Origin of the sequence: Pedobacter sp., assembly GCF_037719805.1 — a bacterium.
Lineage (GTDB): Bacteria > Bacteroidota > Bacteroidia > Sphingobacteriales > Sphingobacteriaceae > Pedobacter.
The window spans coordinates 694,059-716,763 of record NZ_JBBJLZ010000001.1 but is presented as its reverse complement, the minus strand read 5'-3'; the positions used below and the strand labels follow the sequence as shown (position 1 = coordinate 716,763).

At 41.5% G+C, this 22,705-nt stretch carries 23 protein-coding genes; 13 read left to right on the top strand and 10 right to left on the bottom strand.

The window, feature by feature from the left end; all coding sequences use genetic code 11:
• Positions 1 to 352: 352 nt before the first annotated feature.
• From miaB to WKF66_RS03235, 8 genes are all read left to right on the top strand, one after another.
• Positions 353 to 1,801, top strand: a complete 1,449-nt coding sequence (gene miaB / locus WKF66_RS03270; protein ID WP_489673335.1) for a tRNA (N6-isopentenyl adenosine(37)-C2)-methylthiotransferase MiaB — start codon at positions 353 to 355, stop codon at positions 1,799 to 1,801.
• Positions 1,802 to 1,817: 16 nt separating this feature from the next.
• Complete coding sequence (locus WKF66_RS03265; RefSeq protein WP_489672971.1) at positions 1,818 to 3,059, top strand: sigma-54 interaction domain-containing protein; 1,242 nt, start codon at positions 1,818 to 1,820, stop codon at positions 3,057 to 3,059.
• 86 nt (positions 3,060 to 3,145) lie between these two features.
• Entirely contained in the window at positions 3,146 to 3,565 is a 420-nt protein-coding gene (gene lptE / locus WKF66_RS03260) for an LPS assembly lipoprotein LptE (RefSeq protein ID WP_489672970.1), read from the top strand.
• On the top strand, positions 3,559 to 4,641 hold the full coding sequence (locus WKF66_RS03255; protein ID WP_489672969.1) for a DUF8458 domain-containing protein: 1,083 nt from the start codon (positions 3,559 to 3,561) through the stop codon (positions 4,639 to 4,641). Before lptE ends, WKF66_RS03255 begins: the two co-directional genes overlap by 7 nt.
• 14 nt (positions 4,642 to 4,655) lie before the next feature.
• The gene (secG, locus tag WKF66_RS03250; protein WP_489672968.1) at positions 4,656 to 5,009 is read left to right on the top strand and encodes a preprotein translocase subunit SecG; all 354 of its coding nucleotides are present in this window, start codon (positions 4,656 to 4,658) and stop codon (positions 5,007 to 5,009) included.
• Positions 5,010 to 5,226: 217 nt separating this feature from the next.
• Positions 5,227 to 5,520 (top strand): co-chaperone GroES, encoded by a 294-nt coding sequence (locus tag WKF66_RS03245; RefSeq protein WP_489672967.1) that lies wholly within the window; start codon positions 5,227 to 5,229, stop codon positions 5,518 to 5,520.
• A gap of 75 nt (positions 5,521 to 5,595) precedes the next feature.
• Positions 5,596 to 7,236, top strand: a complete 1,641-nt coding sequence (gene groL, locus WKF66_RS03240) for a chaperonin GroEL (RefSeq protein WP_489672966.1) — start codon at positions 5,596 to 5,598, stop codon at positions 7,234 to 7,236.
• Between the two features lie 109 nt (positions 7,237 to 7,345).
• Positions 7,346 to 8,773 carry an L-serine ammonia-lyase gene (locus WKF66_RS03235; protein WP_489672965.1) on the top strand — a complete coding sequence of 476 codons (1,428 nt, stop codon included), beginning with the start codon at positions 7,346 to 7,348 and terminating at the stop codon, positions 8,771 to 8,773.
• Here WKF66_RS03235 and WKF66_RS03230 read toward each other — a convergent pair.
• The 7 genes from WKF66_RS03230 to WKF66_RS03200 are packed head-to-tail and all read right to left on the bottom strand — an operon-like array spanning position 8,770 to position 14,746.
• The gene (locus WKF66_RS03230; RefSeq protein ID WP_489672964.1) at positions 8,770 to 10,116 is read right to left on the bottom strand and encodes a DUF58 domain-containing protein; all 1,347 of its coding nucleotides are present in this window, start codon (positions 10,114 to 10,116) and stop codon (positions 8,770 to 8,772) included. The two genes, WKF66_RS03235 and WKF66_RS03230, sit on opposite strands and share 4 nt — an antisense overlap.
• 1 nt (position 10,117) lies before the next feature.
• Positions 10,118 to 11,095 (bottom strand): AAA family ATPase, encoded by a 978-nt coding sequence (locus tag WKF66_RS03225; RefSeq protein ID WP_489672963.1) that lies wholly within the window; start codon positions 11,093 to 11,095, stop codon positions 10,118 to 10,120.
• A gap of 2 nt (positions 11,096 to 11,097) precedes the next feature.
• Positions 11,098 to 11,610 (bottom strand): hypothetical protein, encoded by a 513-nt coding sequence (locus WKF66_RS03220; RefSeq protein WP_489672962.1) that lies wholly within the window; start codon positions 11,608 to 11,610, stop codon positions 11,098 to 11,100.
• Between the two features lie 51 nt (positions 11,611 to 11,661).
• On the bottom strand, positions 11,662 to 12,279 hold the full coding sequence (locus tag WKF66_RS03215; RefSeq protein WP_489672961.1) for a DUF4350 domain-containing protein: 618 nt from the start codon (positions 12,277 to 12,279) through the stop codon (positions 11,662 to 11,664).
• Positions 12,276 to 12,920, bottom strand: a complete 645-nt coding sequence (locus WKF66_RS03210) for a DUF4129 domain-containing protein (RefSeq protein ID WP_489672960.1) — start codon at positions 12,918 to 12,920, stop codon at positions 12,276 to 12,278. The genes WKF66_RS03215 and WKF66_RS03210 overlap by 4 nt, the downstream gene beginning before the upstream one ends.
• A 1-nt stretch (position 12,921) precedes the next feature.
• Positions 12,922 to 13,794, bottom strand: a complete 873-nt coding sequence (locus WKF66_RS03205) for a hypothetical protein (protein ID WP_489672959.1) — start codon at positions 13,792 to 13,794, stop codon at positions 12,922 to 12,924.
• Positions 13,787 to 14,746, bottom strand: a complete 960-nt coding sequence (locus WKF66_RS03200; RefSeq protein WP_489672958.1) for a stage II sporulation protein M — start codon at positions 14,744 to 14,746, stop codon at positions 13,787 to 13,789. Before WKF66_RS03200 ends, WKF66_RS03205 begins: the two co-directional genes overlap by 8 nt.
• Positions 14,747 to 14,836: 90 nt before the next feature.
• Between WKF66_RS03200 and WKF66_RS03195 the strand changes: the two genes are divergently transcribed.
• On the top strand, positions 14,837 to 15,574 hold the full coding sequence (locus WKF66_RS03195) for an RDD family protein (protein WP_489672957.1): 738 nt from the start codon (positions 14,837 to 14,839) through the stop codon (positions 15,572 to 15,574).
• Here WKF66_RS03195 and WKF66_RS03190 read toward each other — a convergent pair.
• The 3 genes from WKF66_RS03190 to WKF66_RS03180 are packed head-to-tail and all read right to left on the bottom strand — an operon-like array spanning position 15,564 to position 17,742.
• Entirely contained in the window at positions 15,564 to 16,364 is an 801-nt protein-coding gene (locus WKF66_RS03190; RefSeq protein ID WP_489672956.1) for an SGNH/GDSL hydrolase family protein, read from the bottom strand. The genes WKF66_RS03195 and WKF66_RS03190 overlap by 11 nt on opposite strands.
• 35 nt (positions 16,365 to 16,399) lie before the next feature.
• Entirely contained in the window at positions 16,400 to 17,095 is a 696-nt protein-coding gene (gene lipB / locus WKF66_RS03185; protein WP_489672955.1) for a lipoyl(octanoyl) transferase LipB, read from the bottom strand.
• A gap of 5 nt (positions 17,096 to 17,100) precedes the next feature.
• Positions 17,101 to 17,742 (bottom strand): 4'-phosphopantetheinyl transferase family protein, encoded by a 642-nt coding sequence (locus WKF66_RS03180; protein WP_489672954.1) that lies wholly within the window; start codon positions 17,740 to 17,742, stop codon positions 17,101 to 17,103.
• A gap of 66 nt (positions 17,743 to 17,808) precedes the next feature.
• Here WKF66_RS03180 and dcd point away from each other — a divergent pair, with 66 nt between their 5' ends.
• Genes dcd through WKF66_RS03160 form a run of 4 tightly spaced genes read left to right on the top strand, consistent with a single transcriptional unit; the run spans position 17,809 to position 22,703 of the window.
• Entirely contained in the window at positions 17,809 to 18,345 is a 537-nt protein-coding gene (gene dcd / locus WKF66_RS03175) for a dCTP deaminase (RefSeq protein ID WP_489672953.1), read from the top strand.
• A gap of 10 nt (positions 18,346 to 18,355) precedes the next feature.
• A complete protein-coding gene (locus tag WKF66_RS03170) occupies positions 18,356 to 21,049 on the top strand; it encodes a TonB-dependent receptor plug domain-containing protein (RefSeq protein WP_489672952.1) in 2,694 nt (897 codons plus the stop codon).
• 14 nt (positions 21,050 to 21,063) lie between these two features.
• Complete coding sequence (locus tag WKF66_RS03165; protein ID WP_489672951.1) at positions 21,064 to 21,825, top strand: enoyl-CoA hydratase/isomerase family protein; 762 nt, start codon at positions 21,064 to 21,066, stop codon at positions 21,823 to 21,825.
• Positions 21,826 to 21,827: 2 nt separating this feature from the next.
• Entirely contained in the window at positions 21,828 to 22,703 is an 876-nt protein-coding gene (locus tag WKF66_RS03160; RefSeq protein ID WP_489672950.1) for an SDR family oxidoreductase, read from the top strand.
• The last annotated feature ends 2 nt before the right edge of the window (positions 22,704 to 22,705 follow it).

The following is a 22,705-nucleotide window of genomic DNA, read 5'->3' as shown; positions in this document are numbered from 1 at the left end:
CAAGTCCAATCTACACCGGTAAAAATTGGACTCGCATTTGATTAAACTCCCTTTTAATATGCACTTGATCAAACCACAACTCAACTAGTGTACTATCAACAAATGATGGATTGCTATTTTAGCTCCTTTTAATATTCCTTGATACTTGACTAGGTATTGCTTCGTTATTGGCAAGGTGTTGATCCGGCCTAGGACGAACCAACGCCGGACCAACCCCGGCTCAACACCGGACCAACGCCGCTTCAACCTACAGCGAAAACCGAAAGAGAACCAAATATGAAAAAGGCAATCTGCCACATTGTCATTTGTAAAAATTTCCGTATTTTTGAGACCCGATATAAGTTAAGATATGATGATTGATTTGCAGCCGAACGATAAGACACATAATGAAGAGCGCCAGGGAGAGGCTTTGGTAATCGATGGACCAAAAGTAAGGAACGGAAGAAAGCTCTATATTGAAAGCTACGGTTGTCAGATGAACTTCGCAGACAGTGAAATCGTTGCCTCTATATTATTTGATCAGGGCTTCGAAACCACTAAGGACTATAAAGAAGCTGACGTTGTATTCATAAATACCTGTTCAATTAGAGAAAATGCGGAGCAAAGAGTACGCAATCGCTTGTCGCAGTTTGGCGCAGAGAAACGACGCAACCCAAAATTGATAGTCGGCGTTTTAGGTTGCATGGCAGAACGCTTAAAATCTAAATTTTTAGAAGAAGAAAAGTTGGTAGATGTGGTGGTCGGACCAGATGCTTACCGCGAATTACCACAGCTCCTTGAAGAGGTAGAAAGTGGTCATAAAGCAATTAACGTGCTTTTGTCACGGGAAGAAACCTACGCCGATATTAGTCCTGTACGTCTGAATGGAAATGGCATTACCGCATTTATCTCCATCATGAGGGGCTGTGACAACATGTGTTCTTTCTGTGTGGTACCCTTCACTCGTGGAAGAGAACGCAGTCGCGATCCGCATTCTATTCTAGCGGAAGCTCAGGATCTACACAACCGTGGTTACAAGGAAGTGACGCTTCTGGGACAAAATGTTGATTCTTATAAATGGAAAGGCAAGGATGCTCTGGAAAATGCTGATATTGAAGTTAATTTCGCTCAGCTGCTAGAACAGGTGGCTTTGATCAGTTCTGACTTAAGAATCCGTTTTTCTACCTCACATCCGAAAGACATTACAGACGAGGTGTTGTACACCATCGCTAAGCATGATAACATCTGCAACTACATTCACCTTCCTGTTCAATCGGGGAGCAGCAGAATTTTAGAGCTGATGAACCGTACTTATACTAGGGAATGGTACATCAATCGCATAGATTCAATTAGAAACATCATTCCCGACTGTGCAATTTCTTCGGACATTATTGCTGGTTTCTGCACAGAAACGGAAGAAGAACATCAGGAAACCTTGAGCATGATGGACTATGTGGGTTACGACTTCGCATTCACATTTAGCTACTCTGAACGGCCAGGAACACTTGCCGCGCGGAAATTTGCTGATGATATTCCTGAAGAAGTGAAAAAACGGAGACTTGCAGAAATCTTATTGAAGCAACAAGAGTCGTCGTTATACCGTTTAGAAAAGTTTGTTGGAAGAACCATGAGAATTTTAGTGGAAGGAACCTCTAAAAAATCTGACAAAGACTTTTGTGGCCGGAATGACCAAAATGCGATGGTTGTTTTTCCGGCAGTAGCGGGTGTAGTGGCGGGACAATATGTTACCGTTTTCGTTGACAGGTGTACATCTGCCACATTACTGGGCACAGTGATCGTGGAGGAGCCTGAAATGGTTTAATTTAACAATTGAGACATTGGATATACAAGATATAAAGAATCGCTTTGGTATAATCGGGGGATCGCCCCTTTTGAACCGGGCTATCGATATTGCGAGACAGGTTTCCCCTACGGACATGTCAGTTCTCATTACTGGTGAAAGTGGGAGTGGTAAAGAGGTTTTTTCTCACATCATACATCAGATGAGCACTAGAAAGCATGGTGCTTTTATCGCGGTGAACTGTGGGGCAATTCCTGAAGGCACTATTGATTCAGAATTATTTGGCCATGAAAAAGGGTCTTTCACAGGCGCTCATGAGGCACGTAAGGGTTACTTTGAAGTTGCCAACGGCGGAACTATATTTCTTGATGAAGTAGCAGAACTTCCTTTAGGAACTCAAGCCCGGCTGCTTCGTATCCTGGAGAGTGGAGAGTACCTGAGGGTTGGCTCTTCCAAAGTACAAAAAACAGACGTAAGAATTATTGCGGCGACTAATGTTGATGTGTACAATAGGGTAAAATCAGGAAAATTTAGAGAAGATCTTTATTATAGATTAAATACGGTTCCCCTGCGGATACCGGCTTTACATGAACGTAAAGAGGATATATTCTTGCTTTTCAGAAAGTTTTCTGCGGATTTTAGTGATAAATACCGGAGTCCGGGGATTCAGCTGGAACCCGATGCCATTCAGATTTTAAGTAATTATAGCTGGCCGGGAAACGTGCGCCAGCTTAAGAATATAGCGGAGCAAATTTGTGTGTTAGAGAAGGAGCGAAATGTTTCTGCTGCAGCCATCCTGAACTACATACCCAATGAGAGCGGCAGCAACTTGCCGATGGCGATTAACGGCAATAACAACAAGGAAGATTACACCGAGCGCGACATCCTGTACAAGGTTCTTTTCGACATGAAAAAGGACATGATGGAGTTGAAAAAACTGGTTGCTGAAATCCTACAGAATGGAGGAAATACTTCCCATATCATGGAGGATAACACGCACTACATTAACCAGCTCTATCAGGATGTGGACCAAACGATGAACCATGATCCGCAGCCGCCACAGCTCACGATTAAAAAACCATCTCAGAATGCACCGGTAGATTACAACTATACCCATGATGCCGAGGAGGTCGAAGAATCGTTATCATTGATAGATAAAGAGTCTGACTTGATCAAAAAAGCTTTAAAAAAGCATAAGGGAAAACGTAAATTCGCTGCACAGGAGCTAGGCATTTCGGAGCGCACACTTTATAGAAAAATTAAAGAACTTAACCTATAATGATGAGATATATATATATCGTTATGTTTTTGTTTCTGATCAGCGGCTGTAAGGTTAGCTTAGAAGGAATATCTATACCGCCCGGCATGAAAACAGTTAACGTTACTGTTTTTGAAAACAATGCACCTTTGGTGGTGTCCACTTTGAGCACCCAGCTTACGGAAGAGTTTAAGACAAGGATTAGAAACCAAACTAAACTGAGCCTTACCAATAATGATCCTGAGGCTACTTTTTCGGGAAACATTACCGGGTATGACATCAGACCGGTTGCCCTTCAAGACAATGCCAACAGGCAGAATGTTGCTGGCGCGAACAGATTGACAATACGGATAAATGTCAAATACGTTAACAATCTAGATCCCACAAAAAGCTTTGAAGAACCATTTGAACGCTTTACCGAGTTCAGGCTTACCGGAAATCTTCAAGCGCAAGAGCCCGCCTTGATTAGAATAGTTACGCAGCAACTTATTGAAGACGTTTTTAACAGAGCCTTTGCGCAGTGGTAGGTGTTTTTAACATAACGGCCTTCCTTGCGGAGCCTGAAAAGATCGGCGCCAACGACGTCCCTGCACTAAGGGATCTGATAGCGGAGTATCCTTACTTTCAGCCTTTGAGGTTATTACTTGCGAAAGCCAGTCTTGGTACCGAGACAGAAGTTGAATCGCTGGCATCGGCCGCTTTGTATACGAACGGACAGATTTTGCATACGCTCCTTCATCAACCGAAAGGGCTTTTAAGGACTTCTTTTGTCTACGAATTACCAGTAACGGTTGGGGATCCAGAAACCGAGCAGCCGATTGAGCTGGACGAAGCATTGATCAATGAGGTTGACGAACAGGAAGTCTTCGATGAAATTGGTGAAATTAATATTGAAGATTACAAGCCAGCGATTTCTTTAGAAGATAAACTGGAACAAGACCTGGTTTTAGAAAACATTGTTGCTACAGATTTTTTCGCCTTTCAGGAAAACTTCCAGGTGGAATCTATTCCTGAAATTGAAGAACAGGAATCTGCAGAGGCTGAAGCTTTGGCACTGGCGGCTCCAGAAGATACGATTATCAGTAAGTATGATGATGATAAATTACCTTACACCTTTTTATGGTGGCTGGCTAAGACCCGAAAGGAACATCAGCAGATCTTCCAGCCTTATGCCTCACCTAAACAAGGCAAGGTATCGCCGCAAACAGCACAGCAACCCTCCACGTCTGTAAAGCCCAGTGAACTACAACAGCAATATGTAGAGCATATTTTTCATCTACAAACACCTTTTAATGCGGAGGAATTACTTGGTGGACCAATGCATGAAAGGGAGTTGCACAGAGGAAGTGATATCATTGAGAAATTCATTAAGAATGAGCCTCAGATCCGGACGCCGAGGGCAGAGCAAATTAACAACGATAATAAGGCCAGAAAGAGTGCTGAAGACCATAACGACATGGTTACCGAAACCTTAGCAAAGATATATATTGAGCAAATGCTTTATGATAAGGCGATACAGACTTACGAAAAATTAAGTTTGAAGTTTCCAGAAAAAAGCCGTTACTTTGCCGACCTTATTCAATCGATCAAAAAGAAAATCTAATACCATAACATACTATGCTGTTTTTAATTATTCTATTAATCATTATTTGCATCGCGCTTGCATTATTTGTTTTGATACAAAACCCAAAAGGCGGTGGCTTAGCTACTGGCGGTGCTGGCAGCAGTATGTTTGGTGTACAACGTACAGGGGACGTACTTGAGAAAGGCACCTGGGTATTACTTGCGCTGATCGTTGTGGTTACGTTATCAATCACTACTATGGCTAAATCTGGTGATTCATCTACTGGAACAGGTTCGAAAATTCAGGAACAACTGGATAAAACTGCTTCTCCTTCTATTCTAGGAGGTCAGAATGCTACACCAGCTCCTGCACCTGCAACACCTTCTGCTGATACTACAAAAAAATAATTCTGTTTAACAGAAATGCTAAAAGCCCGGTAAGGTAAAACTTACCGGGCTTTTAGCATTCTGCCACTCTGACACAATTGGTGCGTCCCCTATTCATTAGCTGACAATGCTGTGAAAATTTGTCAAGCAATTGTGGCTTGGCATAAAAACTGATAGTTCCTACTTGGCGTAATTAAATAAATATTTTACAAAAACTAAATAAAAACAATAACAAGTTATGGCTTTAAACTTTAAACCTAATGCAGACAGAGTGGTTGTTGAAACTTCCGCTGCAGAAGAAAGAACAGCATCTGGTCTTTACATTCCGGATACCGCTAAAGAGAAACCTCAACAAGGAACAGTAGTTGCTGTTGGTCCTGGTAAATTTGCGGACAACACTGGAGCTTTGATCGTACCCACTGTTCAAGTTGGCGATTTAGTGCTTTATAGCAAATACGGTGGTACAGAAATTACCATCGAAGGTAAAGAGTATTTAATTATGAGAGAATCTGATATTTTAGGAACTCTTTAATTCCCTTTAATCTTCTGAACTGACAGGTTAAGGCCGGTCTCTTAAATCTTAAAACAAAGAATCAACTAAAATAAAATGGCAAAGCAAGTAAAATATAACGTAGAAGCCCGTGACGCCCTGAAAAGAGGTGTAGACATTTTGGCTAATGCAGTTAAAGTAACTTTAGGACCTAAAGGTCGTAACGTAATTATCGACAAAAAATTCGGCTCACCTTCCATCACGAAAGATGGTGTTACGGTAGCTAAAGAAATAGAGTTAAAAGACCCAATTGAAAACATGGGTGCTCAAATGGTTAAAGAAGTTGCCTCTAAAACTGCTGATATTGCAGGTGACGGAACAACAACTGCAACTGTATTGGCTCAGGCAATTGTAACTGCAGGTATCAAAAACGTAGCTGCTGGTGCAAATCCAATGGACTTGAAACGTGGTATCGATAAAGCTGTTGCAGCTATTGTTGAGAACCTTAAAGCTCAATCACAAACTGTTGGAGAAGACAACAACAAAATCAAACAAGTAGCATCTATCTCTGCAAACAATGACGAAGTTATTGGTGCTTTGATCGCTGAAGCAATGGGTAAAGTAGGTAAAGATGGTGTAATTACTGTTGAAGAAGCAAAAGGAACTGAAACTGAAGTCAAAACAGTAGAAGGTATGCAATTCGACCGTGGTTACTTATCTCCATACTTTGTGACTAATGCTGACAAAATGGAAGCGGAATTAGAAAACCCTTACATTTTGATCTATGACAAAAAGATCAGCAACATGAAAGAATTGTTGCCTGTTTTGGAGAAACAAGTTCAAACTGGTAAACCGTTATTGATCATTGCTGAAGATTTAGATGGTGAAGCTCTTGCTACATTGGTAGTAAACAAGATCCGTGGATCTCTGAAAGTAGTTGCTGTTAAAGCACCAGGATTCGGTGACAGAAGAAAAGCAATGTTAGAAGACATCGCTATCTTAACTGGTGGTACTGTGATCTCTGAAGAGAGAGGTTTCAAATTAGAAAATGCTGACCTTTCTTACTTAGGTACTGCTGAGAAAGTACTTGTTGATAAAGACAATACTACGATCATCAATGGTGCTGGTGTTTCTGAAGATATCAAAGCCCGCGTTAACCAGATCAAAGCTCAAATCGAGACTACTACATCTGATTATGATAAAGAAAAATTACAAGAGCGTTTGGCTAAATTAGCTGGCGGTGTTGCTGTTCTTTACGTAGGTGCTGCTTCTGAAGTAGAAATGAAAGAGAAAAAAGACCGTGTTGATGATGCTTTACATGCAACCCGTGCGGCTGTTGAAGAAGGTATCGTTGCTGGTGGTGGTGTAGCTTTCATCCGTGCTATTGAAGCATTGGAAGGTATGAAAGGCTTAAATGATGATGAGACTACTGGTATTGCAATCGTTAAACGTGCAGTAGAAGAGCCTTTACGTCAAATTTGCCAAAATGCTGGTATCGAAGGTTCTATCGTTGTTCAAAAAGTTAAAGAAGGTACTGGTGACTTCGGTTACAACGCACGTACTGATGTATATGAAAACCTAATCGCTGCCGGAGTTATTGACCCTACGAAAGTTGGTCGTGTAGCTTTGGAAAATGCAGCTTCAATCGCAGCAATGTTATTAACAACAGAATGTGTATTGGCTGATGATCCGGATGATGCTCCTGCAGGTGCAGGTATGCCTCCAATGGGTGGCGGCGGTATGGGCGGAATGATGTAATATCATTTGCGCTATAGCTTAAGAAAACCCGCTCCAGTAGCGGGTTTTTTGCGTTTAGAATGTCACGGGCATGGCTTTTCTTAGCCATCATTTAACTAGCTTTGTAAATATGCAGCGCGAACAGATCTCAGTTTTTGATATATTTAAGATAGGCATCGGCCCGTCGAGTTCACATACCCTTGGCCCATGGAGAGCTGCGCAACAATTCACAGCATCACTAACTGCGAAAGGGTTAATGGAGTCTGTAGAACAAGTAAAAATTCTCTTGTACGGATCGCTGGCTAAAACTGGAGTTGGTCACGGTACAGATGTGGCCATATTACTTGGCCTATCGGGCGCTGATCCGGTAACATTCGATGTTAATGCGATAGATGATACCATTGCAACCATTAAGCAAGAAGAGCTTATAAAGCTAGGTGGCGCACAGCTGATATCTTTTACGTACGACAACGACCTGACCTTTCTATATTTTGAGAGCCTACCCTTTCACCCCAATGCCGTTACTTTTCAGGCATTTTTGAATACGGGTAAAGCTTTTTCGGAGACCTATTATTCTATTGGCGGAGGCTTTGTGGTGAAAGAGGGAGAAACAGGCAGCGAAAAAGAAATGGTCGATCTTCCTTTCCCAATTGAAAAAGCAAGCGATCTGTTGCATTGGTGCTTAAGTACTGGCCTGAAAGTTTCAGAGGTCGTTTTGGAGAACGAATCGGCCTGGAGAACGGAAACGGAAACGAAGAAAGGTATTTTACAGCATTATAAAGTGATGCAGGAATGTATTTACCGTGGTTGTCATACTGGGGGATATTTACCTGGAGGATTGAATGTAGGCAGACGAGCTGCTGCTTTGAATAAAAGATTAGTCGCGGCCTGCGATTATTCCGACTACAACAGCTGGATTGAAGCGATCAGAAAGGGTGGAAATGGTTTTAACTATATCTTAGATTGGGTGAGCTGTTTTGCTCTGGCTGTGAATGAGGAGAATGCTTCATTTGGCCGCGTAGTTACTGCACCTACTAATGGTGCAGCTGGCGTTATTCCTGCGGTATTGCAGTACTTCATTATCTTTTGCGATGGCAATTCTGAAGACAAAATTATCCAGTTTATTACTTGTGCTTCTGAGATTGGAAGCATATTTAAAAAAGGCGCAACAATTTCTGCAGCAATGGGCGGCTGCCAGGCAGAAATCGGAGTTTCCTCTGCAATGGCGGCAGCAGCGCTAACGGAGTGTCTTGGTGGTTCTCAGCGGCAAGTATTAATGGCTGCAGAAATTGCCATGGAACATCATTTGGGGTTAACCTGCGACCCTATAGGTGGCTTAGTTCAAATTCCCTGCATCGAACGAAATACAATGGGAGCAATTAAAGCAATCACCGCCAGTCAGCTAGCTTTGCAAAGCAATCCTGATAAGGCAAAGGTAAGTTTAGATGCGGTTGTAAACACAATGTGGGAAACTGCACTTGATATGAACTCAAAATACAAAGAGACGTCGGATGGCGGACTGGCCACAAACATTCCAATCAGTTTACCGGAGTGTTAGATTTTTTGCTGCGCTTTGATAGCCAGATAACTGTTCACTACATTGATCGTTAATTTATCTGGTGGAGTTAGCACACTAAGGATCCCATGTTTTGTTAGCTCTTTAACCATTAGTTTTTTTTCATAGCTAAACTTCTCTGCAATAGTCTTGATGTAGATTCCCTCAACGTCCGCAGCAGGCGTATCAGTTAGGGATTTTAGTTCTGTATTTTCAAAGAATACGACCAGTAGCAGGTGGTATTTGGCAATCCTATTAAGGAAAGGCATTTGTCGCTGTAGTGCGGACATACTTTCAAAATTGCTAAAAAATACAATCAGGCTGCGTTGCTTCATCACATTACGCACTCCGCTATATACCGCTTCCATATTGAGTTCCAGATATCTGGTTTTCTCCTTGTAGAGCGCGGCCATTATCTTCCCCAACTGCGCGGGACGTCGATCAGCAGGCACAATGGTTGCAATTTTTTCTGCCGCGGTAATTAACCCAGCCTTATCTTCCTTAAGCAGGGCAACGCTGGAAAGGATCAGGCTTGCATTGATGGCATAATCCAATAAGCTTAGGCCTTCAAATGGCATCTTCATGGATCTTGATTTATCGATGATGCAGTAAACATGTTGTGCCTTCTCATCCGTATAGGAATTGACCATTAACTCCCCTTTTCTTGCGGTAGCTTTCCAGTTGACCGTTCGGTAATCATCGCCCACCACATAATTCTTTACCTGTTCAAATTCCAGGCTATGGCCGATGCGACGAATTTTCTTGATACCGATCTCAGTTAGACGATTGGAAATCGCCATCAGTTCATACCTGCGTAGCTGCAGAAACGATGGGTAGACGGCGACAGAGGTTTCTTCACAAAATTTAAATCTTCTGCTAAGCAGCCGGAGTGGCGAGGCTGCATAAACATGGACGGAACCGAAAAGGTATTCACCTCGTTTTGTAGGACGAAGCTTATAAATAAGGTCTTTGTGCGAGCCTGGCTTCAGTCGGGCTTTGAACCACAGATCCCGTTTCTGAAACTGAAAAGGTATTTCGTCAATGATGCCCACGTTCAAGTCGAAGGGGTAATAATTTTCGATGTAAATGCGGATCTCATTATCGTCGCCATTACTTAGCCTTTCAGGAAGATCTCTGCGGAGAAAAACGCCTCGCTTGATTCTGAATAAAAGGATCAAATCAGCGATGATCAATATAACTAGTAGCGATAAGACGAAATAAGGAAGATCCCCAAGCCATGGCAAGAAAAAGGAGAATAGAAAAAGTACTGCGCAAATAGCCAAACCCGCAAAAGTTGCTTTTCCAATGAAGAGATTAGTATAATATGTTTTGAAGAACGCTTTCAATTTACCTTGGTACTTCTATCGTTTGAATAATCTGAGCAACAATATCTTTTGCGGTAAGCCCTTCCATTTCCTTATCTGGCGTGAGCATAATCCGGTGAGCGAGCACTGGTGCAGCGACCTTGATAATGTCATCAGGTGTTACGAAGTCGCGCCCAGCCATGGCCGCCATTGCCTTCGCTCCATTTATCATTGCCAACGAAGCCCTTGGAGAAGCTCCCAGATATAGTGATTTGCTGTTCCGTGTTTCATGAGTAATTCGTGCAGCATAGGCAAGCAACTTCGGCTCGACATGTAGGGCCTTGATCACATTTCTACAGGCTTTAACCTGCGCTATGCTTAGAATAGGCAGTATGTGATCAATCTCAGCACCCAAATGCTGCTGATGTTGGTTGACGAGTATTTGAGTTTCTTCTTCCAAGGTAGGATAACCAACCTCTATTTTGAACAGAAAACGATCCAATTGGGCTTCCGGAAGTCTGTAAGTACCTTCTTGTTCAATGGGATTCTGTGTAGCCAAAACCATAAAAGGTTCCTCCATAGGGTAAGTGTGGCCATCAACAGTAATCTGCCGCTCTTCCATGACTTCAAACAATGCCGACTGGGTTTTAGCAGGAGCCCGATTGATCTCATCAATTAAAATAATATGCCCGAATATTGGCCCTTTCCTGTATTCGAAAGATGAAGATCTTGGATCGAATATGGAAGTACCAATGACATCTGATGGCATCAGATCTGGTGTAAACTGTATTCTTGAGAACGTTGCATCAATACTTTTCGCTACAAGTTTTGCCGTCAGCGTTTTTGCCACTCCCGGGACACCTTCGATCAGAATGTGCCCTCCAGCCAACAAGCCTGCAATAAGAAAATCTATTGTCTCTGTTTGTCCAACGATGATCTTAGCCAGTGATGCTCTGATCTGTGTAACTGCAGTGTTTAGCTCTGTGAGGTCAGTACGTGTATTGTATAATTCTGATTCCATATTTATTGGACTTGTTTATAAAAATGTTCGATGCTTTTGTTGAGCGATATGAGTTGTTGATCTGTTACTTTCTTTGAAGCCATGATGCCATTAATGAGCTGAATCATTGAACGTACCGCCTCATCTGGCAAACCTGTCTTGTGAACCAAGGCTGCACTGAACTCCTCATCGAGCTCCTGTGTTTTTAAACGGAAATTGCTCCTGATGAACTCCAGGAAATAACTGATTTTCTTTTGCGAGATATCTGTATTGTCGCGTTGTTCGTAGTAGACGCTACCAACAACCTTTACAAATTCAACGGATGAATTTGTCAGGGCTGGGATTATAGGAATGATTCTTTGTCGCCGCTTAATTTCAAACAGAACAAATACGACCAGGCTGATCAACGCAATATAGTAAGCCCAACGAAGTTTATCATTCTTAAAGATCACCCGAAGTAATGAAGCGTCCTCAATATTGCCTTTAGTATAGCGCTCATCCCAGATTACGGTGGGTACAGGCTTAAGATAAGACAATGCTTTAGCTGCATAATCTGCCCCATCTGGCCTGATTAAGTTATAGTTCGTTTAGAGTTGAGGATTTGGAAGAAGATAAAGACTGCCTTTACCGAAGGAATACTTAATAAAGTTAGCCTGCCCATTTCTGTTTTTACCAAGTATAGTCACTCGGGTGCTGTCAAAGTGGCTAAAAAATTGATCGCCCAAGCCTTTATTGAACCTATAGGCCTTCTTGCTCTTAAGCGAGGGATTCACAAAGTTTATAGGGACACTCTCTTTCTCTGCAATTCCATAAACCACATCAGTTTGAATTTTTAACCTGCCTCTCAAAACCTTACCCAACTCAAAGGTCGCAATGAATACATCGTTACCATTTCTTAAGTAGCGATCCAATTCTCTATAGTCGAGCTTATCAAGATTCAAACTACCTGCAATAAGCAGGTAATTAGAGTTGCGGTAATTCACACCTTTCAAAGTATTGTAAACCGGCTCTCTTGAGGACCGTACTACTGCATTCGGAAATAAAGATCCAATTTCCTTATTTAATATAAAAAGCCCGAACGGGAGTTTGTCTTCTTTTAAATAAGTCGGAGTCCAGTCCGTAGGTTTGGGCTTGTAATATTGGGCAACGACGTACACAACGACAAAAACCGCACTAATCACCAGGTACAACTTTAACCCCTTCATGCAGACTTAGATTTAAAGTTTTCAAATCCTGTTTTCATCTGATCAAACTGTTGCTTGTTGATAGCAAATTCACCATACCAAACGTATTCGAACTGATCAGTCAAATATTTAAAAGCATGCTTTCTGGAAGGATCAGTAATCTCTGATATATAGGCTTGATTTGTCTTTTCGGGTTGCCAATGTATTTGATCCGCATCACTTAACTGCTTCAAAATACGCAGGTAGAATAAACGAACTGCAAGCCTGAAGTTATTTGCTGCGATTGCCTTTTCTATTTCCAGTGTAAAGTCCATTTCATGAATATTGTCTTGAACCTCCATGTATGGAACATCGACTGTTTTTGACTTTCCTGAAAAGATCTTAAGATCAACGCCCAAGATTCTAAAAACAATAAACAACGCAAATGCAATTAGGATTGATAAAGCTAAATATCCTACAATCCTGCTTGAAGGGCCATTGCCAAGCGCGTCTTCAAGAAGCTGCCAGAACCACCTCCAAAACCTGCCCCACCAATCGGTGTTTACAGGAGCATCGTCATACTTAAAGTCACTATCGGCCGTATAGCTTTTCAGCTTCCGGGCGTCAAAGTGTCTTAACTGGACCACAATGGCGGTATCAACTTTTGAGAACGCTATAGACATATCAATATTCTTCCGGGGTATCCGAGGAAGTGCTTTGCTTACCTAAGGTATCAATTCTCGCTAGCAATCCACCACTTTCTAAGCGTTCTGCAAGATTGAAATAGCAAAGCGCCACGCCTATTAACGGTATCATCATGAACACATAAGAGAGGTACTGAACTACTGTTGCAATAACTAACCAGACTTTTGATATAGAGGCAGCACCTTGTGTGAATCCGATAATCATACCAAGTATAATGCCTGGCAGACTTGGTATTAAAAATGCCGCGTAAGTGATGATCCATATAATGAACATTGCACCTGCTGTAGCCCACCAATCCTTATGAGAGAGCTTGAAGGCTCTTCCAAAAGAATAGGCAAAGCTGCCGTTTTCAAGAACCATTACTGCAAAGAACAATGACAATGCAGGAAATATGTAGACTCCAGGTATTATACAGCAAATAAAACCTACAATCATTAATAAAGTTATAGGGATAGTACTGCCTAAAACTCTCAAAAAGTAGTATTTAAAGTATGTCCAAACTTCTTCTGGAGAAGGCGGAACATTCTCCTTTTGAATGTATACAGCTATGTAACTCAAAGTAGTAACCGTAATTGCTGAGTAAGTAATAAGGTATAACAGAATTACCAGGAAATAACTCCAGGAAAACATTTTGCTAAAGGCCTGCTGTGGCCGCCGGGAGCTGTCAATAAGAACATCACTTACATTTATTAGGTGTGTGACTGCAGAAAGTATTGATGCCAGGATAAAAAAGCCACATAAATAAAAGAAAACTTTCAATAATGGTTTAAAATTCTGTTTAATAAAAAGAAAAGTGTCACTGATAATCTCGCCGAATTCTCTCTGTTTTCTAAATTCTAAATGGTTACTCATGGGTTGACTTTTGATTGCGTTTATTTAGTTTATTTGGATAGATGATCACGTACCAGATCATAAAAGTTAAGGAGAGGGTAAGAATGCTTACACTAAGCCAGACCGGCATGCCGGTATGCCGGGTTATGAAGCCTTCCAGAAATGCGGCCACTATTATAATGGGGATGATCCCTGCAGCTATTTTTGTTCCGTCTTTGGCACTTGATATAAATGCCTGTGCCCGCGTATATGTTTTTGGGAACAATAAACCGTGTCCTAGCACCAGGCCTGCGGCTCCGGCAACGATTATTGCGGAAATCTCCAGGGTGCCATGTATCCAGATGACGAGTATAGACTCCATCCCCAGGCCTTTGCTGAAAAAGTAGTATTCAAAAGAGCCTAACATAACACCGTTTCGCATCATGGCGAAGACTGGTCCAATGGCAAGGAAAATTCCAGTCACAAAAGTAACCAGCGTGACATACGTATTATTCGCAGCTATCCTAAAAAACATTTCAAACTCGCCGGATTGTTTGTATACGCCAAAAGGATTTCCTTTCGCAATGTTTTCGTTTGTCATGTTTACATACCCTTCACCAAGGATCAGACGTATAAACGTATCGTCATATTTAGCCGACAGTGCTCCGATCAAAGCAAAGGTTACAAAGAATAAGAACGCGTATAACAGTTGTCTCCTGTAGGTATAGAAAAGAGTGGGAAGCTCCAGCTTCCAAAAAGTAATGAACCTACTGGTCTTCTCTTTTTTGTTCTTGTAGATAGATTGGTGTAGCACAGAGGCTACCCCATTTAGATAGGCAGTTGTTTTAGACGTTGGGTAAAAGGTTTTGGCGTAGGCCAGGTCGTTGGTAATATCAATAAACCGATCCGCTATGTCGTCCGGGTTGTTGGTTTGAAGTTGCTCATAGGCCTTCCACTTTGCAGAATTTTGCTTGACGAACAGTGCTTCTCTCATATTGAGCGTAAGGAGTAATTTTTTGTCAAATTAACAAAAACTAATTTAACCCTATAATAAATTCCATATTAGTAATTATTATGTTTGAGTATGGATACCATAAAAGTAAACACTAGTCAGAATGTGGCTATCGATTATCCCGTTGCTGGATTGGGCGAGAGAATTGCAGCACGATTGATTGATCTTTTGTTTTTCCTTATCCTATACATACTATTCATTTTGATGGGTCTAATCTCTGCTGCCATTAAAGGCGAAGTCGTGATTTTAGTATTGATGATTGCCTATTTTGCAGGATACATTTTTTATAATCTCATCTTTGAGATCTTTTTTAATGGACAGAGTATTGGGAAAAGATTTTTGAAAATTAAGGTGATAAGCCTTGATGGAAGTCAGCCGACTCTTGGGCAATATTTTATCCGGTGGCTGTTCCGACTAATTGACTTCGTCTTTACTCTTCAAACCGGAGGATTGATCTCCATTGCAGTCACAGAAAATAAACAGCGGATTGGCGATGTTGTTGCTGGAACGACAGTGATCAAGATGGTTCCGAGAACTACAATGGAACACATTGCCTTTCATCCGCATGAAGTTGATCCAAACTATATACCAATGTTTCCGACTGTTCAGCAATTAACTGACCGTGATGTGGAGTTGATCTATGAGGTTATTGGAACATTTTATAAAACAGGAAATAGAGAATTGATACTTACTATGGGTCCTAAAACTGCTCAATTGATAGGTGTTAGCAAGCCACAGGACATGAATGAGCTTGAGTTTTTAAATGCTGTCGTAAAGGACTACAATCATTTAACCTCCTTTAAGGCTTAAATGCCTTAACAATAATCGGGGTAACATTTAGAGCCCAGCTATTGTACATTTTACCAGAAGGGTGCAATCCATCCTTTGCTACCAGACTTAAATCTGTGTCGGCATTTCTGGAAGCGGGGGTGATATCCGTGTAACTGACATCCAAGGCGAGGGTTTCCTCCTTACAAATGGTGTTGAAGGCATCAATCTGAACGGAGATCTCTTGCTGACTTTTGCCGCTGTTTTTACCGAAAGGCGTTACTCCCCAATCCGGAATCGACACCACAAACACATGCGCCTTGTTACCTTTGGCATAATCTATCGCAATTTTTAGTAGTTCCTTGAATTCTTTTCTATATACGTCTTTAGATTGATTTCGGTATTGATTATTAACCCCGATTAACAGAGTTACAAAATCAAATTTCTGGATGACGCCAGAGCTTTTTATTGCTTCCTGAAGCTCAGCTGTTGTCCAGCCCGTTCTTGCGATGATTGTCGGAGGATTGACAATTAAGCCGCTAGTTTTAAGTTGAGCGGACAACTGAAGTGGAAAGCTTTCATAAGCTGGAACCGATTCGCCAATGGTGTAAGAATCGCCAAGAGCGAGGTAGTTTAGTTGTTTACCTTTATTGGGATTTTGAGGTTGTGTTTTTGCGGTATCCACAGGCTTTTTTGAAGTATCAATTGGTTTTACCGGTGTATCAGTAGGTTTCACAGGCGTAATAGTCACCGGGGTCTCTACGTCAACGACCGCAACTTTCTTACAAGCCAATATCAACAAAAATCCAAGAATAAAATACAATGTTTTCATTACGCAGGATATACGTGAAAACCAGTTGTCAAGATTTAGATAAGCTTCATTTGAAAAAGTACAGCGATATGGTTCTTCAATTTATCTTTGACTTCATCCATATTCAGGTCATACCCCAGTTCCCGCTTCATGGAAGTCACATCCTTATCGTCAATACCGCATGGCACAATATTATTAAAATATTCGAGATCTGTATTGATGTTAAAGGCAAAGCCATGCATGGTTACCCATCTACTGCAGCGTACTCCCAGCGCACATATTTTACGCGCTTTATCATTATCTGCATCAATCCATACACCCGTAAAGCCGGGATAGCGACCGGCATTGATGCTGTAATCTTTTAAAGTAAGAATTACTGCCTCTTCTAGGGTTCGTAAATAGAGATGGATGTCAGTGAAGAAATTATCCAGATCAAGAATTGGGTAACCTACGATTTGCCCTGGCCCATGATAGGTAATATCACCTCCTCGATTAATTTTATAGAAAGTAGCTTGCTTGTCGTTAAGTCCCCGCTCATCCAACAGTAAATTCTCCGGCTTACCGCTTTTACCTAATGTATAAACGTGACGATGTTCGCAAAAGACAAGGTAATTAGGGGTGGCGAATGTAGTTCCGTTGGTTCTGTTTTGTGTCTTAAGCGCAACAGTGCTCTCGAAGATAGCGTCTTGTTGATCCCAGGCACTTTGATAATCCAGCAGGCCCCAGTCGAGAAATTTTACGTTTTTATTCATTGGGATTATGCCACTACGTAACCAAGCATATAACCGTCAGCGGTTTTGAAGTATTTAATATTCAACTCCTGAGTTCCTTCAGGGAGCTCCACAAGGGCTGTTAGTTCTCCCTCATCTTTCAGTTTAAATTGCTTTATATGTATGTGCTGCTTAAACTCAAGGCCTTTTCTGCCGTTCCATTTAAATATAGCTTCTTTGGCACACCAGCATACGTATAGACCATTGACATTGTCGCCAATTTGCTTTTGTGCAAGCTCAAGATCAGAGAGAAACTTATGTTTTATAGTTTTTATTTTGTGTTTGATCAGTTCAATATCTACGCCTACCTTTCGTGTCTTTCCAATAATCACTGCAGCATAGTCGTAAGAGTGACTTAAGGAGATGTGATAGCCGGAGTTAGGCAGGTATGGTTTGCCATGCTCATCAATCTGACAGTCGATATATTCTGATGTGTTCAGCATCATTCGAAGCAACAGCCTGGTGCTTAACCAATGGAGCAATCGCTTGCCATTGTTTAAAGAAGCGATCACATCCAGCTCATGCTGTTTTAGTTGTAAGCCTGACATCAGTTGCTCTTCAGTTTCTTCAATCTTCCAAACAGCAAGAACGGTGTCGTCGTCAATTCTTTTATTAAAAACTATGGGCATCTTCTTTTTAGAATACAATGCAAAAGTATCTTAAAATAATCATAATTTAGTCCAAATACTTTACAAATGATCCTGTCAGACAAACGAATTCTTGAGGAAATTGAGAAGGGAACGATTATAATTGAGCCATTTACCGAAAGCTCCCTTGGCACTAATTCCTATGATGTGCACCTTGGAAAATACCTTGCAACTTATAAAGACCGGATCCTTGATGCAAAGGCACACAATCAAATTGAACACTTTGAAATTCCGAAAGATGGATACATTCTTCATCCAGGCACTTTATATCTTGGTGTCACGTTAGAATATACAGAAACTCATGCGCATATTCCATTTTTAGAGGGTAAGTCGAGTACAGGAAGATTAGGTATCGATATTCATGCTACCGCCGGAAAGGGTGATGTTGGTTTTTGCAACACCTGGACTTTAGAGATTTCCTGCACACAGCCAGTGAAGATCTATGCGGGGATGCCTATTGGCCAATTGATCTATTTTATGGTGGAAGGTGACATTGAAACCATGTATAACAATAAAGCAAATGCGAAATACAGTAATAAAACCACAAAACCTGTTGAGAGTATGATGTGGAAGAATAAGTTTTAAAGCCCCCCATATGAAGTATAAATTATCCCTCTTCTCGCTACTGACTTTGAGTCTGGTGGCAGTGTTTGCTTTTCGTTACCAGGATGATCCATTTAGTGCTATCCTTAAAAAGATGGAGGTCTATGCAAATGGATATCAGCAGGAAAAAGTTTATCTTCACCTTGACAAACCCTATTATGCGGTTGGGGACGACATATGGTTTAAAGCTTACGTCGTGAACGCACAAACCTCAAAGCCTTCTGAAATCAGCGGAGCGCTGTACGTTGAGCTGCTCAATGAAAAAGATTCTGTTAAACAATCATTGAAGTTGCCTCTTGTCTCAGGGATTGGGGCTGGAGACTTCAAGTTACCTGAATCTTTCACCGAAGGTAACTACAGGATCAGAGCTTATACGCAATGGATGAGAAACGCCGGAACAGACTTTTTCTTTGATAAGACAATCAAAATTGGAAATTCATGGTCGAACAAGGTGTTTACTAATGCAAGCTACACTTTTGAAAAAAAGAATGCGGCCCAACAGGTAAATGCCTTGGTGAAATTTACCGATAAGGATGGCAAGCCCTATGCATTAGCCAATCTAAACTACGATGTCCAGTTAAGTTTTAGAAGTATCTTGAAAGGGAAAGCGACGACAAATGAACAAGGCGAAATTAATCTTACGTTTGTAAATGCACAACCTGGTATTTATAAATCAGGTAAGATCACTGCTACGCTGACCTTACCTGATGGCAAAAAGGCTATTAAAGATATTTTAATTAAATCAACCAGTAATGAGGTTGATGTACAGTTTTTCCCTGAAAGCGGAAACCTTGTCGAAGAATTACCAAGTAAAGTAGGCTTTAAAGCAGTAAATTCAGATGGCCTTGGCGAGGACATCACTGGCGTAATTATAGATAATGATGGGCAGGAAGTAAACAGCTTAAAAAGCACGCACCTTGGTATGGGCAATTTCGTCGTTAATCCGCAACCTGGAAAAGTTTATAAGGCAAAGATCACCTTTAAGGATGGCTCAGAAAAAACATTTGAGTTGCCTAAAGCACTCCCTCAGGGTTATGTGATATCTGCTGTAAATAATGCAGATAATCTTCAGGTAAAAATACTGGTTTCACAGGGCTTGCTAAATAAAGGTGAGTTGAAATTAGTCACTCAGCACAATGGCAATGTCTATTTTGCAACCAGATCTAATTCGACAAAGCCGGTGATTTCCACCGTGATCAAGAAAGAAGACCTGCCGACGGGCATTGTTCAGCTTACGTTATTCGATGGAGAGAACAAACCTGTTGGTGAACGTCTGATGTTTGTTAACAACGATTCAGATAAAATTGTCAGCACGATAAAGACAGACAAAGAAAGTTATAGTCCCAGAGAAAAGGTTACTGTTGACATAAACGCTCAGTTTCAGGCAAAGCCTGTACAAGGAAGTTTTTCTGTTTCAGTGACAAACACTAAATCTGTTACGCCTGATGAACTCAATGAAAGCAACATTTTTACTACCCTACTCCTTACTTCCGATCTGGTTGGTTACGTCGAAAAACCAAACTATTACTTAAATAACAACGATGCGGAAACCCGTTCCAATTTAGATAACCTCCTGCTTACTCAAGGTTGGAGACGTATCATCTGGAATAATGTCATTAGTAATTTGTCGCCTAATATCCGTTATAAGCGTGAAAGTAGTTTGGCTGTTTCTGGTGCAATTGCTACTACGGGAGGCCAAATGATTCCGAAAACTAAGGTTTCTTTATTTTCTACAAGCGGAGGATTCTTGTCATTGGATACGCTTACAGATAATAATGGTAGGTTCAATTTTGACAGTTTGGCTTTTAGAGACAGCACCAAGTTTATTATCCAGGCCCGTACGTTAAAGGGCAAACGCAATGTTGATTTCAAAATGGATGTGGTAAGCGGAGAAATTGTAACTAAAAATAAAAACACTGGCGATGTGATTGTCAATGTCAACGATGCACTCTCAGGTTACCTGCAACAAAGCAAAAACTATTTTGACGAACTGACCAGACGAGGTCTGCTTGAAAGGAGTCTGACGCTAAAAGAAGTAAAAATCACTGATACGAGAACCAAGGTAAAGAATTCTGCAAATTTAAATGGTGGCGGGAATGCGGACGCAGTAATCACTGCAGAGCAATTGCAAAGTTGCGTGACCTTGTCTCAATGTTTACAGGGAAGGGTAGCAGGTTTGATGTTTAGAAATGGCGTGCCTTCGCTTATGAGAAATAACGGGGCTCCAATGCAACTTATAGTTGATGGTATGTATATGGAAGCCGACTTTTTAGACAATATTATTCCCAATGATGTTGAAACCGTAGAGATTTTGAAAAGCATTGGAAATACGGCAATATATGGCTCAAGAGGCGGTGGTGGGGTATTAATTATTACTACCAAACGCGGTGGAGGAAGTGCATTTAATTCCCCAGTGTCTGTTGAGGGAATTACGACGTTTGTCCCTAAGGGATACAATGTAAGCAGAGTATTCTATTCTCCAAAATACAGTCCGGAGTCTACTGACAGCGCTGCTGACTTTAGATCTACTATTTTCTGGGATCCATTGATTGCCACTAACAAGACAGGTAATAGCCAGTTTACCTATTATTGCTCTGATGAACCTGGCACACATCGTATTGTTTTGGAAGGTATAGATATGTTTGGGAACCTTTCCAGAACAGTTTACACCTATACTGTTAAGTAAGCTGCAAGCGAATTATGAATACAATTAAAGTCACCATTAAAGATCACCTGTCGATCATCACCCTTGACCGTGGTAAGTCAAATGCTATGAATGGGGAGATGATTACCGAGCTGGATGACATTCTTAAAAATATAGCTGGTGATTCGAACATTGCCGGCGCGATCATTACGGGAAAGGAGCACTTCTTTTCAGCTGGCCTGGACCTGATCGAGCTCTACAATTATTCGCAGGAAGAGGCGGCGGCTTTTTGGCATAAATTTTTGAATTTTACGTCAACGATCACTTCGTTTAAAAAACCTCTGGTTGCTGCGATCAATGGTCATAGTCCGGCTGGGGGCTGTGTGATTGCATTGGCATGCGACTATCGCATTATGGCTGAAGGGAAGTACATTATTGGCTTAAATGAAGTACCTGTTGGCATCATAGTTCCAGAAAGTATATTTGTTCTTTACTCCTTTTGGATTGGTCAGGCAAACGCTTCACGAAGCTTATTGGAAGGCAGATTATTTAATCCGGAAGAAGCTTTGAGCATAGGCCTGATAGATGAAGTTGTTAATCCGGCAAGTATACTTACGGCAGCAGAACGTAAGATCAGAAAATACATGGCGATGGAGAGGAATACCTGGGAGCAAAGCAAATTGAACATCCGAAAAAGTCTAATAGCCGCGACCAGTGCAGATCAAAGTGAAGCACTTGCTCAAATGCTGACGCAATGGTGGTCACCGTCCACCAGAAGTATTTTAAAAACTATCATTGATAACCTCCAAAGAAAATAGCGATGTATAATGAGCCAATGTTGCGTGATGATGCACTAAAAGGAAAAACTATAGTTATCACCGGCGGCGGGACAGGCCTTGGTAAGGCAATGGGCACCTACTTCTTAAAATTGGGTGCAAATTTGGTAATCACGAGCAGGAAGCTTGAAGTGCTGCAAAAGACAGCGGAAGAACTGGAGAAGGAAACCGGAGGGAAAGTTCTGGCGATGGCATGTGACGTTCGCGAATACAGCCAGGTTGAAGAGGTATTAGCTGAAAGTCTAAAGGTTTTCGGTAAGGTAGATGCGTTATTGAACAATGCGGCAGGTAATTTTATTTCGCCAACTGAACGTTTGTCTGCAAACGCATTTTCATCAGTTATTGATATTGTCTTGAAAGGTTCGGTAAATTGTACACTGGCTTTTGGTAAGCATTGGATTAAGGAAAAACAAGCGGCAAGTGTTTTAAATATCATTACGACCTATGCCTTTACTGGATCTGCATATGTTGTGCCTTCTGCGTGTGCAAAGGGTGGAGTACTGGCCATGACCCGTTCATTGGCTGTGGAATGGGGAAAGTACGGCATTAGAACTAATGCGATTGCACCCGGACCTTTTCCTACGAAAGGTGCGTGGGAAAGATTGTTGCCTGGCGATCTAGCAGAAAAATTTAACTTCAAAAATAGGGTTCCACTAAAACGAGTTGGCGAACACCAGGAGCTCGCGAATCTAGCAGCATTCCTTGTCAGTGATTTTTCTGGTTATATTAATGGTGAGGTCATTACGATTGATGGCGGTGAATGGTTGCAGGGTGCAGGCCAGTTTAATGGAATGGAAGCCATTGACGATGACATGTGGGATGCTTTTGAACAGATGACAAGATCAGCGAAAGGAAGTTAAAC